This window comes from Bacillus sp. HY001 (genome assembly GCF_007558965.1).
GTDB lineage: Bacteria > Bacillota > Bacilli > Bacillales > Bacillaceae_G > Bacillus_A > Bacillus_A mobilis.
The window spans coordinates 65,973-80,319 of sequence record NZ_VLTE01000028.1 but is presented as its reverse complement, the minus strand read 5'-3'; the positions used below and the strand labels follow the sequence as shown (position 1 = coordinate 80,319).

Annotated in this window: 14 protein-coding genes; 13 read left to right on the top strand and 1 reads right to left on the bottom strand. The window is 32.6% G+C overall.

The annotated features are described in order from the left end of the window. Positions 1–182 precede the first annotated feature (182 nt). From FOT98_RS14115 to FOT98_RS14085, 7 genes are all read left to right on the top strand, one after another. Positions 183–818, top strand: a complete 636-nt coding sequence (locus FOT98_RS14115; protein WP_063261038.1) for a TetR/AcrR family transcriptional regulator — start codon at positions 183–185, stop codon at positions 816–818. A gap of 58 nt (positions 819–876) precedes the next feature. Next, positions 877–2,127 (top strand): MFS transporter, encoded by a 1,251-nt coding sequence (locus FOT98_RS14110; protein ID WP_080467603.1) that lies wholly within the window; start codon positions 877–879, stop codon positions 2,125–2,127. Between the two features lie 6 nt (positions 2,128–2,133). Continuing rightward, positions 2,134–4,473: an ABC transporter permease gene (locus FOT98_RS14105; protein ID WP_063261037.1), complete on the top strand. Its 2,340-nt coding sequence runs from the start codon at positions 2,134–2,136 to the stop codon at positions 4,471–4,473. Positions 4,474–4,483: 10 nt separating this feature from the next. Then, complete coding sequence (locus tag FOT98_RS14100; RefSeq protein ID WP_063261036.1) at positions 4,484–5,245, top strand: ABC transporter ATP-binding protein; 762 nt, start codon at positions 4,484–4,486, stop codon at positions 5,243–5,245. Positions 5,246–5,343: 98 nt separating this feature from the next. Next, a complete protein-coding gene (locus tag FOT98_RS14095; protein WP_063261035.1) occupies positions 5,344–6,054 on the top strand; it encodes a class I SAM-dependent methyltransferase in 711 nt (236 codons plus the stop codon). Positions 6,055–6,173: 119 nt separating this feature from the next. Further along, positions 6,174–6,581 carry a VOC family protein gene (locus FOT98_RS14090; protein ID WP_063261034.1) on the top strand — a complete coding sequence of 136 codons (408 nt, stop codon included), beginning with the start codon at positions 6,174–6,176 and terminating at the stop codon, positions 6,579–6,581. Between the two features lie 299 nt (positions 6,582–6,880). Next, a complete protein-coding gene (locus FOT98_RS14085) occupies positions 6,881–7,663 on the top strand; it encodes a class I SAM-dependent methyltransferase (protein WP_063261033.1) in 783 nt (260 codons plus the stop codon). 176 nt (positions 7,664–7,839) lie between these two features. On the opposite strand, the gene FOT98_RS14080 is transcribed toward FOT98_RS14085, so the two are convergent. Next, positions 7,840–9,525, bottom strand: coding sequence for an alpha-keto acid decarboxylase family protein (locus FOT98_RS14080; RefSeq protein ID WP_080467602.1), 1,686 nt, complete (start codon positions 9,523–9,525; stop codon positions 7,840–7,842). 103 nt (positions 9,526–9,628) lie between these two features. Between FOT98_RS14080 and FOT98_RS14075 the strand changes: the two genes are divergently transcribed. The 6 genes from FOT98_RS14075 to pepD all read left to right on the top strand — a co-directional run bounded on the left by FOT98_RS14075 (position 9,629) and on the right by pepD (position 14,041). Next, the gene (locus FOT98_RS14075; RefSeq protein ID WP_063261031.1) at positions 9,629–10,111 is read left to right on the top strand and encodes a MarR family winged helix-turn-helix transcriptional regulator; all 483 of its coding nucleotides are present in this window, start codon (positions 9,629–9,631) and stop codon (positions 10,109–10,111) included. 167 nt (positions 10,112–10,278) lie between these two features. Beyond that, on the top strand, positions 10,279–11,016 hold the full coding sequence (gpmA, locus tag FOT98_RS14070; RefSeq protein WP_061680167.1) for a 2,3-diphosphoglycerate-dependent phosphoglycerate mutase: 738 nt from the start codon (positions 10,279–10,281) through the stop codon (positions 11,014–11,016). Positions 11,017–11,204: 188 nt separating this feature from the next. Continuing rightward, complete coding sequence (locus FOT98_RS14065) at positions 11,205–11,942, top strand: type II toxin-antitoxin system SpoIISA family toxin (RefSeq protein WP_144291081.1); 738 nt, start codon at positions 11,205–11,207, stop codon at positions 11,940–11,942. 112 nt (positions 11,943–12,054) lie between these two features. Next, positions 12,055–12,180: a hypothetical protein gene (locus FOT98_RS14060; protein WP_000588712.1), complete on the top strand. Its 126-nt coding sequence runs from the start codon at positions 12,055–12,057 to the stop codon at positions 12,178–12,180. 75 nt (positions 12,181–12,255) lie between these two features. Then, on the top strand, positions 12,256–12,432 hold the full coding sequence (gene spoIISB, locus FOT98_RS32375) for a stage II sporulation protein SB (protein ID WP_063261029.1): 177 nt from the start codon (positions 12,256–12,258) through the stop codon (positions 12,430–12,432). A 139-nt stretch (positions 12,433–12,571) separates the two neighbouring features. Continuing rightward, positions 12,572–14,041 (top strand): beta-Ala-His dipeptidase, encoded by a 1,470-nt coding sequence (gene pepD / locus FOT98_RS14055; protein WP_063261028.1) that lies wholly within the window; start codon positions 12,572–12,574, stop codon positions 14,039–14,041. Positions 14,042–14,347 lie beyond the last annotated feature (306 nt).

Below are 14,347 nucleotides of genomic sequence, written 5' to 3'. Positions count from 1 at the left end.
AAGTACAAAGGTGATGAAAAGGTGCAATTCTTAAAATTTCATTTACCGTATTAAAAAATAGAAAATTTATAAAGGAAATAGAAAGTAGGGTGTTGTATATGTACGATAATAGGAAACTTTTTACGAACTAAACATATAATTTAAATAGACCGACAGTCGGTCTGGTGGGAAGGAGAACGTGAATGCGAATAGTAAAGGAGTATGAGGAGCGTAGAAAGGAAATTTTAGAAACTGCTGAACGTTTATTTATTACGAAAGGTTATACGAAAACAACAGTAAATGACATTTTAAAAGAGATAGGGATAGCAAAGGGGACGTTTTATCACTATTTTAAGTCGAAAGAAGAAGTAATGGATGAGATCATTATGAGGATCATTAAAGAAGATGTTGCGAAAGCGAAAGTAATCGTCTCTAACCCAAATATCCCCGTTTTAGAAAAGTTATTTCGAGTCTTGATGGAGCAATCGCCAAAATCAGGAGATGTGAAAGATAAAATGATTGAACAATTTCATCAGCCAAATAATGCGGAAATGCATCAAAAAAGCATAGTGCAATCCATTATTCATTTATCTCCTGTTTTAGCAGAGATTTTAGAACAAGGAATCGATGAAGGCGTATTTTCTACACCATACCCACAAGAAACGATTGAATTATTACTCTCTTCAGCACAAGTTATATTTGATGAGGGGTTATTCAAGTGGAAACCAGAAGAAATGATGAGGAGAGTGAAAGCTTATATTAAAATGATGGAAGTATCTGTTGGGGCGAAAGAAGGATCCTTTGATTATATGGTTGAGGTTTTAATTAAACAGAAATAATCATTTTCTGTTTAATTATTACAGACCGACAGTCGGTCTAAATTAAAAGAAGGGTGTGATGAGGATGCCAGCAAGTATAAGATCTTCTATGAAAGATTTTCACTTAATGGTGAGTGGGCAAATTATTACTATTTTAGGATCAACACTTTTACGTTTTGCTCTGTCGTTATATGTGCTAGATATAACAGGGCGTGCTGATATATTCGCAGGATTATACGCGGTTACGAGTATTCCGTTTTTGTTAGCCCCTCTTGGCGGAGCGATAGCTGATCGTTTCAATCGCCGTAATTTAATGGTCATTTTTGATTTTATAAACACTGCGATTGTATTAAGCTTTTTAGTTTTATTATTTACTGGATCGTTATCTATTACACTGATTGGGACAATTATGTTTTTACTAGCTGTCATTAGTGCAATGTACTCACCAGTTGTAATGGCGAGTATTCCGCAATTAGTTCCAGAGAAAAAGTTAGAACAAGCGAACGGTATCGTAAATGGCGTGCAAGCATTATCTAACATAGTTGCTCCTGTATTAGGAGGAATATTGTACGGCATAATTGGTTTGAAAATGCTCGTAATAATAAGCTGTCTTGCTTTCTTTTTATCTGCGATTTTAGAAATGTTTATTACAATACCTTTTATAAAAAGAGCACAAGAAAGCCATATCATACCGACAATTGTAAAGGATATGAAAGATGGCTTTATATACGTTTTAAAACAACCATTTATTTTGAAATCTATGCTTTTAGCTGCATTACTAAATTTAATACTGACACCGCTATTTGTAGTTGGTGCTCCAATTATTATACGAGTAACAATGAAAAGTAGCGACATGATATACGGAATTGGAATGGGATTGATCGATTTTGCTACTATTTTAGGTGCATTATCAATAGGTTTTATTGCGAAAAAGATACAGATGAAAACATTGCATTACTGGATGCTTTTAATAGCTTTATTAGTAGTACCAATGTCACTATCAGTTACGCCATTTATTCTTAATTTAGGATACTATCCACCATTTATCCTCTTTATACTTTCTTCTATTCTAATTGCAATGATCATGACAATTGTATCCATCTATGTAATTACTGTAGTCCAAAAGAAAACACCAAATGAAAATCTAGGAAAAGTAATGGCAATTATAACAGCGGTATCTCAATGTATGGCGCCAATTGGGCAAGTTATTTATGGTTTTATGTTTGAAGAATTCAATATGAAAATTTATTTACCTATTTTAGCTATTAGTTTCATAATGATAATAATGGCGATCGTGACGAAGAAAATATTATGGAATGAAGGGAACTAGCTTCATATGATTAGGCGAATGTTAAAAAGAGATTTCTCTCAAAATAAAATGATAATTACCATTTTATTTATGTTTATCTTGTTATCAAGTCTATTAATGGCTAGTGCTTCAAGTAACGTTATAAATTTATTGAACTCGATTGATCAATTGTTTAAAGTATCAAACGCACCGCACTTCGTACAAATGCATGCCGGAGAAATAAATCAAAAGTCAATCGATTCATTTGTAGCGAAAACTCCTTTTGTAAAAGAACAGCAAACGGCTGAAATGATTCGAATAGCTGGGTCTAATATTTTTATAAAGAAGAAAAATGAAGCGGAACATAATAGTGTAATGGACATTAGTTTCGTTAAACAAAATAGTAATTTTGACTTTTTATTAGATTTAAATAATGAAGTGATCAATGTAAGGAAAGGGGAAATAGGTGTACCAATTTATTATATGCAAAAATATAAATTGCGTATTGGAGATAAAATATGGGTTGTTAAAAATAATAATGAACTAGCATTGACTATTTCGTCATTTGTTCGTGATGTTCAAATGAACCCATCAATCGTGAGTTCAAAACGATTTGTAATAAGTGATGAAGACTTCGAAAGAATAAAAGGGAATTTTGGAGAAAGCGAATATCTTATTGAATTCCAGCTAACAGATGTAAATAAAATAAATGAATTTGAAACGCTATACCAATCATCGAACTTACCTCAAAAAGGTCCCTCTATTACGTATTCACTCTTTAAAACTCTCAATTCATTAACAGATGGAATAATAGCTGCAGTGCTTATTATAATAAGTGCATTATTAATGTTAATCGCAAGTTTATGTATTAGATTTACGATTATGACTTCTATGGAAGAAGATTATCGGGAAATAGGTGTAATGAAGGCTATCGGCATTACAAGTAAAGAGATTCAAAAGCTATATGTAACAAAATATGTTGTTATTGCTGCTAGCGGATGTATATGTGGATATATTCTTTCGTTATTTGTTACAAAAATTTTCACCGCTAATATATCACTTTATATGGGAATAGCAAGTACAAGTATTTTACATTTTGTTGTACCATTAATAGTCACAAGTGTGTTATTTCTAACTATTATCCTGTTTTGTCGTATCATTTTGCGGAATTTCAGGAGAATTACAGCAATAGATGCTTTACGATCAAGAGATAATCTAGGAAAGAGTAAGGGAAAAAGGACTTTTTCTCTCTCTCAAACTAAAATTACAAACGTAAATATATTTATTGGTATACAAGATGTAGTAAAACGATTTAAGTTATATCGCGTATTAAGTATCGTTTTAATCATAGCCGTATTTATGATAGTTGTACCTGTTAACTTTTTGTATACGATTCAGTCACCGAAGTTTGTAAATTATATGGGAACAGGAAAAAGTGATATTCGAATAGATTTACAGCAATCTGAAAATATAGAGAAACGATTTCAGGAAGTAATTTCATATATACGAAACGATGAAGAAGTTGAAAAGTATGCAGCATTTGTAACGAGTACATTTAAAGTGGTGAATACTGATGGGACATATGAAAACTTACATGTAGAAGTAGGAGACTTCTCTAAATTCCCATTAGACTATATTCAAGGTATGGCACCAAAAAATGAAGATGAAATTGCTCTTTCTTATATGAACGCAAATGAATTAAAAAAGAATGTGGGGGATGAAATCGTTCTATTTGTAGAAGGAAAAGAAAGAGTACAAACTATTAGTGGGATATATCAAGATGTAACAAATGGCGGGAAAACAGCTAAAGCGAGCTTCTCTTATAATAGCGAAAATATATTATGGTATGTAGTAAATGTAGATATAAAGCCTACTATGAATTTACAAGAAAAAGTGAAGGAGTATAAACATAATTTTAGTTCTGCAAAAATAACAGATACAGATGATTATTTAACGCAAACTTTAGGAGAGACAATTAAACAATTAAGATTCGTGACTCAAGTGGCAATTTTAGTTGCCATATTGATATCAGTTTTAATTACTGCGATGTTTTTTAAAATGTTATTAGCTAAAGATTCTTCGCAAATATTAATTATGAAAAATATCGGCTTTTCTTACAAAGATATTCGAATACAGTATATAAGCCGTTCTATTGTCATTGTATTAATAGGCATTGTAACAGGGACATTACTAGCTGCTACGTTTGGGGAAATGTTAGTAAGTTGGTTAGGCTCATTTATGGGAGCAGCTCATATAAAGTTTGTTGTAAATCCTATCGTTTCTTATGTAATATGTCCAGCTATTTTATTTATATCTGTTACTGCAACAACACTTTTCAGTAGTTTTACTATGAAACAAACAGACGATTTAAAACGAAACGGGGAGTAGGGGGTGTAACGTGAAGAAAATTTTAGAAGTAAAGCAATTAAACAAAACATATTCATTAGATGGAAATGCAAATTATCATGTGCTAAAAAATATAGATTTAGGGATTTATGAAGGAGAATTTGTATCGGTCATGGGCCCTTCTGGTTCTGGGAAATCAACGTTACTATATAATATTAGTGGAATGGATAAAATGTCATCAGGAAGTGTGAAAATTGATAGTAAAGAAATATCATGTATGAAAGAAGAAGAGCTAGCCAAATTGCGCCTTACTGAAATAGGATTTATTTTTCAACAGAGCAACCTTCTTAGAAATTTGAATCTATTTGATAATATTATCTTGTCAGCATATGTAGCGAAATGTGAGAGTAAGGAAACAGTAAATCAATGTGCTCTGGAGCTAATGAGGAAAATGGGGATAAGGGATATAGCGTCTCATTATATAACCGAAGCATCTGGAGGGCAATTACAAAGAGTTTCTATTTGTAGAGCGCTTATCAATAAACCAAATGTTATTTTTGCTGATGAGCCAACTGGTGCTCTAAATTTAAAATCAACAGAAGAGGTAATGCAAATATTATTAAACATTAACCGTGATGGAACGACCATTATGTTAGTGACTCATGATGTAAAAGTAGCAGCGAAAACAGAAAGAGTTCTTTTTATGGCGGACGGAGAAATTGTTAGTGAAATACAGTTAGGTAAGCTTAGGAACGATGATTTAAAAGTACGAGAAGAGAAGTTGTTAAAATGGTTAGCTATACTTGGATTTTAAAGAAAAAAACTCCTATTGAATGTAGGAGTTTTTCTTTGTATGAAAGCTTTAAAAGATATATAATAATTTTCTGATTATTGAAATTTGGAGGGGTACAAATGAAAAATGAAACGTTGCACACGCAAGAAGATATTATTAAAATGCTTGATTCATTATTAAGACCAGCAGAACCATTTTGGAATGAATTTTATGAGAATAGAGAAAAGGATGTTCCGTTTTTTGAAAATGTTCCAGATGAAAATCTAGTTTCATATATAAAAACAGGATGGGTTTCCAAAGGGAGAGTGTTGGAGCTTGGATGTGGTCCAGGAAGAAATGCAATTTATTTGGCGAATGAAGGATTTGAAGTAACAGCAGTGGATTTATCTATAGAAGGCATTAATTGGGCGAAAGAGAGAACATTAGCAAAAGGAGTAGAAATTGATTTTATTTGCGATTCGATTTTTAATTTAGAGGTTCAAAATGATTTTGATTTTGTGTACGATTCGGGCTGTTTACATCATATTCCACCACATAGAAGAATAAGTTATGTGAATTTAATTAAAAACTCATTGAAACCGGGTGGGTATTTTGGATTAACATGTTTTGCAGCAGGCGATTTAGATGAGCGAAATGGATCAGAAATAACAGATTGGGACGTATATAGAGGGTGGAGTTTACAAGGTGGTCTTGCATATTCAGAAGAAAAACTTAGAGAGGTATTTAAAGAATTTGAAGTAATTGAAATTCGAAAGATGAGGCAAATCAAACAACCAAATGCTATGTTTGGAGAATCATTTCTTTGGACAGCGTTATTTAAGAAGGAATAAGAAAGTAGATAATTGACAAACGTATCGTTTTTATAGACAATATATTCATAAGAATATACGTTCGGTTGTGTTGGCCGATGTATGTTTTGTATAAATACATAACAAGGGGCGGTCTCTATATGAATAATACAAATCAAAAAATCACTACATTTTTAATGTTCGAGGGTAAAGCTGAGGAAGCGATGAATTTTTACACGTCGCTATTCGATCAATCAGAAATTGTAAATATCTCTCGCTACGATGAAAATGGACCTGGTAAAGAGGGAACAGTAATTCATGCAACTTTTACGCTAAATGGCCAAGAGTTTATGTGTATTGATAGTTATGTAAATCATAATTTTACGTTCACTCCAGCTATGTCTCTTTATGTAACTTGTGAGACAGAAGAAGAAGTTGAAACGGTCTTTCATAAACTAGCGCAGGATGGAGCTATTCTTATGCCTTTAGGTTCTTATCCATTTAGTAAAAAATTTGGTTGGTTAAATGATAAGTATGGTGTGTCTTGGCAGTTAACGCTTGCGGAATAAATTGTAATTTATTTGTTTAATGGGTGTAGTTCAGAGGTTGAAAATTTAAATTACAAATAAAAAGGTGTTCCAACCGTCAACAGGTTTGGAATGCCTTTTTATTTGTAATGGATTAATTTAAATGGATTTATATTTTTTCTATTTAGAATATTTTATTTTTCTTACTACTTTTTATCTGTTAATATAAATATAGAAAAGTATATATAAATTATTGGTTAGGTTAATAGAAAAAGGGAAGCACAAATAGTAAATGATCTTACACTTAAAATGTAACAAGATAGCTAGGGGGAAAAGTTATAATGGATACAACTCAACAAAACAGTAATGCATGGGATAAAAAAGTTGAAGAAGGTTCTAGATATACGCAACCAGTGAGTAGCGAGGTTATTGAAAAAAGCAAATTAGGTGAATGGGAAATCACAGTTACCACAGAAAAATCTGTTCCTAGAGATTGGTTTCCAAAGTCATTAGAGGGATTAAAAATACTGTGCTTAGCATCAGGTGGAGGGCAACAAGCACCAGTACTAGCTGCTGCTGGAGCAGATGTAACAGTTACGGATATATCAAAAAAGCAGTTGGAACAAGATAAAAAGGTAGCGGAACGGGATGGTTTAACTTTAAATACAGTGCAAGGAGATATGTCAGACCTTAGTGATTTTGAAGATGAATATTTTGATATTGTCGTAAATCCTGTTTCTAATTTGTTTGTAAAAGATGTTCATCTAGTATGGAATGAGGTATCAAGGGTACTAAAGGATAGAGGTATTCTTATTTCAGGATTTACAAATCCATTACTATGGATTTTTGATGACAATCAAGAGCAACAAGGTATACTTGATGTTAAACATTCAATACCATCATCAACACTAGATTATTTACCAGAGGATGAAGTTCAAGATTATGTAAATTCTAATCAAACAATAGAATATGCACATACTCTTGAAGACCAAATTCAAGGTCAAATTGAAGCTGGTTTAGTTATAACTGGTTTTTATGAGGATGATTTTGGTGGAACTAGAATATTAGATAATCATATTAAAACTTTTATCGCTACAAAAGCTATAAAGATAAAGATGGATTAAAAACTTTTTCCAGTTAAACTGGGGTTAATTGAAGAATGGCCTTAAAAATAGGGGAAGTTTAATGTATGTCAAAAAGGATGGCACTTGCCATCCTTTTTCTTGTGTATTTTGAGTATATAAACAAGTTTGATATCTTTTAGTTGAACTTGTTATTATTTATGGTTACTCTTTTCTTTTTAAGAATTTTGCTTGCCGAATCTTTCACCGAGTTTAGCTAACAATTCAGGCTGATCTCCTTGACTCATTATAACTTCAATAAAGATAAGTTGATTCTTATTTAAAGTTATATTCGTTAAGACTTCTGCTAACTCTATTTCATTTTCCACTTTACAAGGTAGACTTTTTTCTTCTGATCCGAATACGTTTGCGAGTTTTGTGTAATCCCACATTTGTATGTCATTATACGGTTCCTTTTGGCCGTGAATTGCACGTTCAACGGTGTATCCATTGTTATTAATTAAAAATATAATCGGTTTTAAATTTTGACGAAGTATAGTCGATAACTCTTGAACAGTTACTTGGAAAGAACCATCACCAATAATTAAAATGTTACGCCGCGATAAATCAGCGAGCTGTGTACCGAGTAGAGCAGGTAATGTATAACCAATTGATCCCCATAATGGTTGAGTTACATATGTAGTGTTATTTGGTAAAGGGATAGTGGCACTACCGAAGAAAGGGGTTCCTTGCTCTGCAATTAAAACATCGTTTTCTTGTAAGAAATGGTATATTTGTTGCCAAAAACGTTTTTGTGTAACCATTTGTGCTTTTGGATTAAACTCTTCAGTAATCGATAGTGATTCGGAAATAAAGGACTTAATTTCAAGTGTTTCCTCTATGCGATGTTCGATTAAATCAGTTAATTGTTCTAAAACATCTTTCATTACAACTGGTCCATATGTTTTATCTATAATTTTTACAGTATAGGGATGGATTTCTATTACTTGCTCTTTCGTAAAGCCTTGTGTAAAGCCGCCAGTAATAGTATCAGTTAATTTCACGCCAATACTAATAATACAGTCAGATTCATCAATTCTTTTTCGTAAGTATGGAGAACTAACATCACCAGTATAAACGCCTATAAATTGAGGGTGTTTTTCAGGGAAGACTCCTTTCCCCATACTTAACGTTGCGATAGGAAATCCAGTTTTTTCTACGAATTGATGCAAATATTCTTCCGCATGAAAACGAGCCACTTCAAAATCAGCTAAAATAACAGGTTTTTTGGCACTGCTTATTTTTGAAGTTGCATGTAGAAGCATTTTATCTAGCGCATCTTTATTACTTACAACTGGTTTATGTAAAATTGGTTCCGTAGGTTTATTGATTGGTTTATTATACACATCAATCGGTAATTGAATATGAACAGGGCGTTTCTCAATCCAACATGCACGTAACACACGGTCAATTTCTTCAACAGCATGCTCAGGTGTTAATTTTGCTTGTGCCACCGTGATTTCTCGATACATATTGGAAAAATGATCGAACTTTCCATCACCTAACGTATGATGAACGAGTGCTCCATTTTCCATTAATTTAGTTGTTGGCGTACCAGTTATTTTTATAACTGGTAAGTTTTCTGCGTATGACCCAGCAACGCCGTTAAGTGCGCTTAATTCTCCAACACCGAAAGTGGTAATAAGGGCGGCGATTCCTTTTATACGGGCGTATCCATCTGCGGCATATGCCGCATTCAATTCATTACAATTACCAATCCACTTTAGCTTTTCATGTGCTAGTACATCATCTAAAAAAGCCAAATTATAATCACCAGGGACACCAAAAATATGTTCAATTCCTAATTCGCTTAGTCGATCTAATAAATATGTACTTACAGTATATTGCGTTTTCAAGTGAATCATCTCCTAATTTTGCAATGAATATTTCAATAGAGTAAGTTCCAATGCGTTCATTAAAATATTGATTACCGGATTGTGGTATAATTTACATACAGGGGGAAAGTAGATGACACAACATAAAGAAGAACAGATGAATGAAGCATTAGCATTATTTTACTTTGCATATAAAACATTTACTGAAAAGCCAGATGAAATTATAAAAGAGTATGGCATACAACGAGTACATCACCGAATTTTATTTTTTATCGCACGATTTCCAGGGATAAGTGTAAATGAGTTATTATCAATGCTAGAAATAAGTAAACAAGCTCTTCACGGACCATTACGACAACTTGTGGAAAAGGGTTTAATTGAGAGTAATGAAGCTATACATGATCGCCGTGTGAAACAGTTATCTTTAACAGAAATAGGTGTAGATTTAGAGAAAAAACTGAGCGATGTTCAAAGAGAACAAATGAGTGCTATTTTTTCAAAATTTGGTGAATCGTGTGAAGAAAATTGGCATCAAGTTATGAATGAAATGGCAAATAGTCGATCAGGTTTTGATGCTTGGATATCAAAACGAGAAGTTGTAATCGATCAAAAATAATAAGAAATATATCTGTTTTTATAGTTTGAAAAAGAACAAATTTTATCCATACATTTGGCAACTATGGTTTGATCATAGAGTGAATGGATAAAAAGATACATTACTAGATACTTTATACGTGTACGCAATGGAACAATAAAATTCACATTTCCGAGAGGGGAATTATTATGATAAAACTTGTACTTATTCGTCACGGACAAAGTTTATGGAATCTTGAAAATCGATTTACAGGATGGACAGATGTAGATTTATCAGAAAATGGGTTAAGTGAAGCGAGAGAAGCAGGAGCAATATTAAAGAAAAATGGATATACTTTTGACGTTGCTTATACATCGGTATTAAAACGAGCAATTCGGACGCTGTGGATAGTTCTACATGAGATGGATCTTACTTGGGTGCCTATACATAAATCGTGGAAATTAAACGAAAGACATTACGGAGCACTACAAGGATTGAATAAAGATGAAACTGCGAAAAAATATGGTGAGGAGCAAGTTCATATTTGGAGAAGAAGTATTGATGTAAGACCACCTGCTCTTACTGAGGATGATCCTAGATATGAAATGAATGATCCAAGATATAAAGCACTTAAAAAAGGTGAGTTTCCATTAACAGAATGTTTAGTGGATACGGAGAAAAGAGTACTTGATTATTGGCATTCAGAAATTGCGCCGTCATTAAAAAATGGAGAGAAGGTAATTATTTCATCGCACGGTAATACGATTCGTTCGCTAGTGAAATTCTTAGATAACCTTTCAAGTGATGGTGTTGTTTCATTAAATATTCCAACGAGCATTCCGCTTGTGTATGAATTAGACGAAGATTTACGTCCAATTCGTCATTATTACTTAAGTATGGATGGAGAAGTACCTGAAGGGGAAATTCCGAAACATATTTCTTTTTAACATGAAAATTTGAAACGCATGCTTGTCTACATATACAATGTAGATTCATGATAAAAGACGTGGTACCTTCTAATGTATATGCGATATTGCTAAATTTAGAAGCTTGTCCACGTCTTTTGTCATAAAGAGAGCTGCTTGTGCATGTAATGATATCGTGAGTAGTTTTTGAATGGAGGGTGATGTCATTGGTGATCTCTAACATTCGAATCGGCTTATTTATTTTAGCAATTGTTTTTCTCGTTCTTGTTTTCTTTTACTGGAGAAACGAAGAATTGTATGAGGAGAAAAAGCAACGTATTAGAAAGACTTGGTATGGGTTGTTTATAATATCAGTCACCGTGTATTTCATGATAAAAGGAATTGATTTAACCCTCTGGAAAAACCTTTTAATGTTCACTGCAATGGTTATTTTCGTTGATATCGCATTTATTTTAACACCTAATATTTCAGAAATATGGGGAGCGAAATTTAGCGATATCGGCAAAACTGTTCAATCGATAAAACGGTCATTAATTGCTTCTAAAGCAAGAGGAGAAATATACACAACAATTATTCAAAATGTCAATCCAGCAATGTTTGGTACGATGGAATGGCATACGGAAGAAGAATATACAAAAAGCTTAAACGCATTTTTAGATTCATATGGAGAAAAGATTGGGGCGAAAATTGTTGTATTTGAAGCGGCAAAGGAATTAAATACAAACTTTCGCGGTATCCGCTCTCAATTTAGTATTATCGTTCCGTTAGAACACATTGAGCAATTGAATGAGCAAAAAGCGTTACAAGTAGAAAATGTAGGAATTATACCAGCAAAAATTGTAAGTGATGTTTTCATCGTTATTGATGGGAAGAAAAATAATCTGCAAGATCGAGATTTTGAAAATGTATATAATTTAACAATACATCATAGTTATTTTAGTAAATAAGGACAGGATTTTTTTCTGTCCTTTTCACTTATACATAAAGGTAAAGCAAATTTAGACAAACTTGTATAAAATCGGACAATCATTCCTACACTAGCACGTAGAGGTGATTGTAGTGATAAAAGATTATGACAATGATTTTTTTAAAGAAGATAATGAAGATACAACAGATTTCTCGTTAATAAAAGGAGATACATTACAGCAAGTAGAAGAATTAGAAGAAGAATTAAAAAGAAAATGATACGTGTACACGCTGTCTACATTTGCGATATAATATAAATAGAAGATTGTATCTTTTTGAATAGGGGGAGAAGAAATGGCTGAAATAAATGTACAAAAGTCTTCATTTTTTAAAGAAAAAAAAGAAGAACCAAATACAGATTTCTCTCTTGTGAAAGGTGCATTAACGGAAAATATAAATCGTTTAGAGAACTTAATGAATAATAGTACTTCAAAATATATGAGGGCAAAAAAAAAGAAAGAAAATGTATAGTGCATTTTCTTTCTTTTTTATATGATTAAATATTTCACGAGTGGATTTTAAAGTATGAAATAGAAAAGGAAACTAATGAATCATGGTATAATGATAAAAGACTTACATATTATTTTGTCATTTTGAGAGGAGCTTAAAAATGTATTCTACTTTAGAACAATTAACAAAGCACCCTGTATTTTATCATTTTGCAGAAATTTCAAAGATTCCTAGAGGATCGGGTAATGAAAAGGAAATTAGTGATTATTTAGTTGGTTTTGCAAAAGAGCGTAACTTAAAAGTGATTCAAGATGAAGCGTTAAATGTCATTATTAAAAAAGAAGCAACTACTGGTTATGAAAATCTACCAGCTATTATTATTCAAGGTCATATGGATATGGTATGTGAAAAAAATCAAGCAACTGTACATGATTTTGAAAAAGATCCAATTGAATTACGAATCATTGGGGACATGTTATATGCAAATCAAACGACTTTAGGTGCTGATAATGGTATTGCAGTTGCGTATGCGATGGCTTTATTAGATTCAAACGACATTCCGCATCCAGCACTTGAAGTAGTTATTACTACTGAAGAAGAAACAACAATGGGCGGGGCTTTCGCTGTTGATGCAAATCACTTTGATGGTAAGATTTTTATTAATATTGATTCTGAGGAAGATCATAAATTACTTGTAAGTAGCGCAGGTGGTGCGAAAGCTGTTGAAACAATTCCAGTAATTTGGGATGAAGCGCCTGCGAATACAGATGCATACCGTCTATATGTTGGTGGCTTAAAAGGCGGACATTCTGGTATGGAAATTGATAAACAACGTGGTAACGCGAACAAAGTATTAGGACGAGTATTACGAGATTTATCAGCAAATGTTCAATTTGAGATTAGTGAAGTTCACGGCGGATTAAAAACGAACGCAATTCCGCGTGAAAGTGTAGCTACAATTATATTAAGTACAGAAGATGTAGAGAAAGTAGAAGAAAAACTAGTATCTTGGACAAGAGTATTACAAGAAGAAATGCGTGCTGTTGATCCAGATGTTCACGTTACACTTACAAAATTGGATGAGAAAGTAGAAAAAGTATTTGCTAAAGAGACACAAAAGCAACTTATTTCATCATTATTCTTAATTCCAAACGGTATTCAAAGTATGAGCTTGGATATTAAAGGTCTAGTAGAAAGTTCAACAAATTTAGGTGTTATTGAAACGTTCCAAGATGAAATTAAATTACGTAACGAAGTGAGAAGTTCTGTGAGTAGTTTAAAACAACATGTTGCAGATGAAATTAAATGTATTGCCGAGTTACTTGGTGCAACATTTGAAATAGAGTCAGAGTATCCAGAATGGCCATACAATCCGAATTCACAAATTCGTAATTTGTTTGAAAAAGTGCATCAAGAAAAATACAATAAAGAGATTGAAATCTTTGCAGTGCATGCAGGTATTGAATGTAGTGCATTCGTTCAAAAAATGCCTGAATTAGATGCAATATCATTCGGTCCAGATATATTTAATGTTCACACTCCAGATGAGCATATTAGTATTTCTTCTGTTGTGAATAACTGGGGATTCTTCGTTGATGTAATGAAGGGTACGAAAGAATTAGCTAAATAATATTCATAAAATGAAGAGTAGCCTATAAAATTTTATAGGCTACTTTTTTGTATAGCGTTGTATTAGAAATTCATTTTTACGTTAGTATTTAATTTTCACTTTTATTTCTAGAGGAGATTGTACCAAAGGCTGCTCCAGAAATTGCTCCGATTAAAGTCATAAAAATTGCACCCCATGCTGCAAATGACATTATTACACCTCCAAATAATAAATTATTGTTTCTTAGCCTTTTGAATAGAAATGATAATTGCAACAACTATTAAGAAAATAAGAGGAGACCAAGAATAGAAAGACATGTAATATTCT

Coding starts and splice junctions, on each gene's coding strand:
- FOT98_RS14090 (WP_063261034.1), top strand. CDS start 6,174: ATGAATAATACAAATCAAAAAATCACTACATTTTTAATGTTCGAGGGT.
- FOT98_RS14115 (WP_063261038.1), top strand. CDS start 183: ATGCGAATAGTAAAGGAGTATGAGGAGCGTAGAAAGGAAATTTTAGAA.
- FOT98_RS14080 (WP_080467602.1), bottom strand. CDS start 9,525: ATGATTCACTTGAAAACGCAATATACTGTAAGTACATATTTATTAGAT.
- FOT98_RS14075 (WP_063261031.1), top strand. CDS start 9,629: ATGACACAACATAAAGAAGAACAGATGAATGAAGCATTAGCATTATTT.
- FOT98_RS14095 (WP_063261035.1), top strand. CDS start 5,344: ATGAAAAATGAAACGTTGCACACGCAAGAAGATATTATTAAAATGCTT.
- spoIISB (WP_063261029.1), top strand. CDS start 12,256: ATGGCTGAAATAAATGTACAAAAGTCTTCATTTTTTAAAGAAAAAAAA.
- FOT98_RS14110 (WP_080467603.1), top strand. CDS start 877: ATGAGGATGCCAGCAAGTATAAGATCTTCTATGAAAGATTTTCACTTA.
- FOT98_RS14105 (WP_063261037.1), top strand. CDS start 2,134: ATGATTAGGCGAATGTTAAAAAGAGATTTCTCTCAAAATAAAATGATA.
- FOT98_RS14085 (WP_063261033.1), top strand. CDS start 6,881: ATGGATACAACTCAACAAAACAGTAATGCATGGGATAAAAAAGTTGAA.
- pepD (WP_063261028.1), top strand. CDS start 12,572: ATGTATTCTACTTTAGAACAATTAACAAAGCACCCTGTATTTTATCAT.
- gpmA (WP_061680167.1), top strand. CDS start 10,279: ATGATAAAACTTGTACTTATTCGTCACGGACAAAGTTTATGGAATCTT.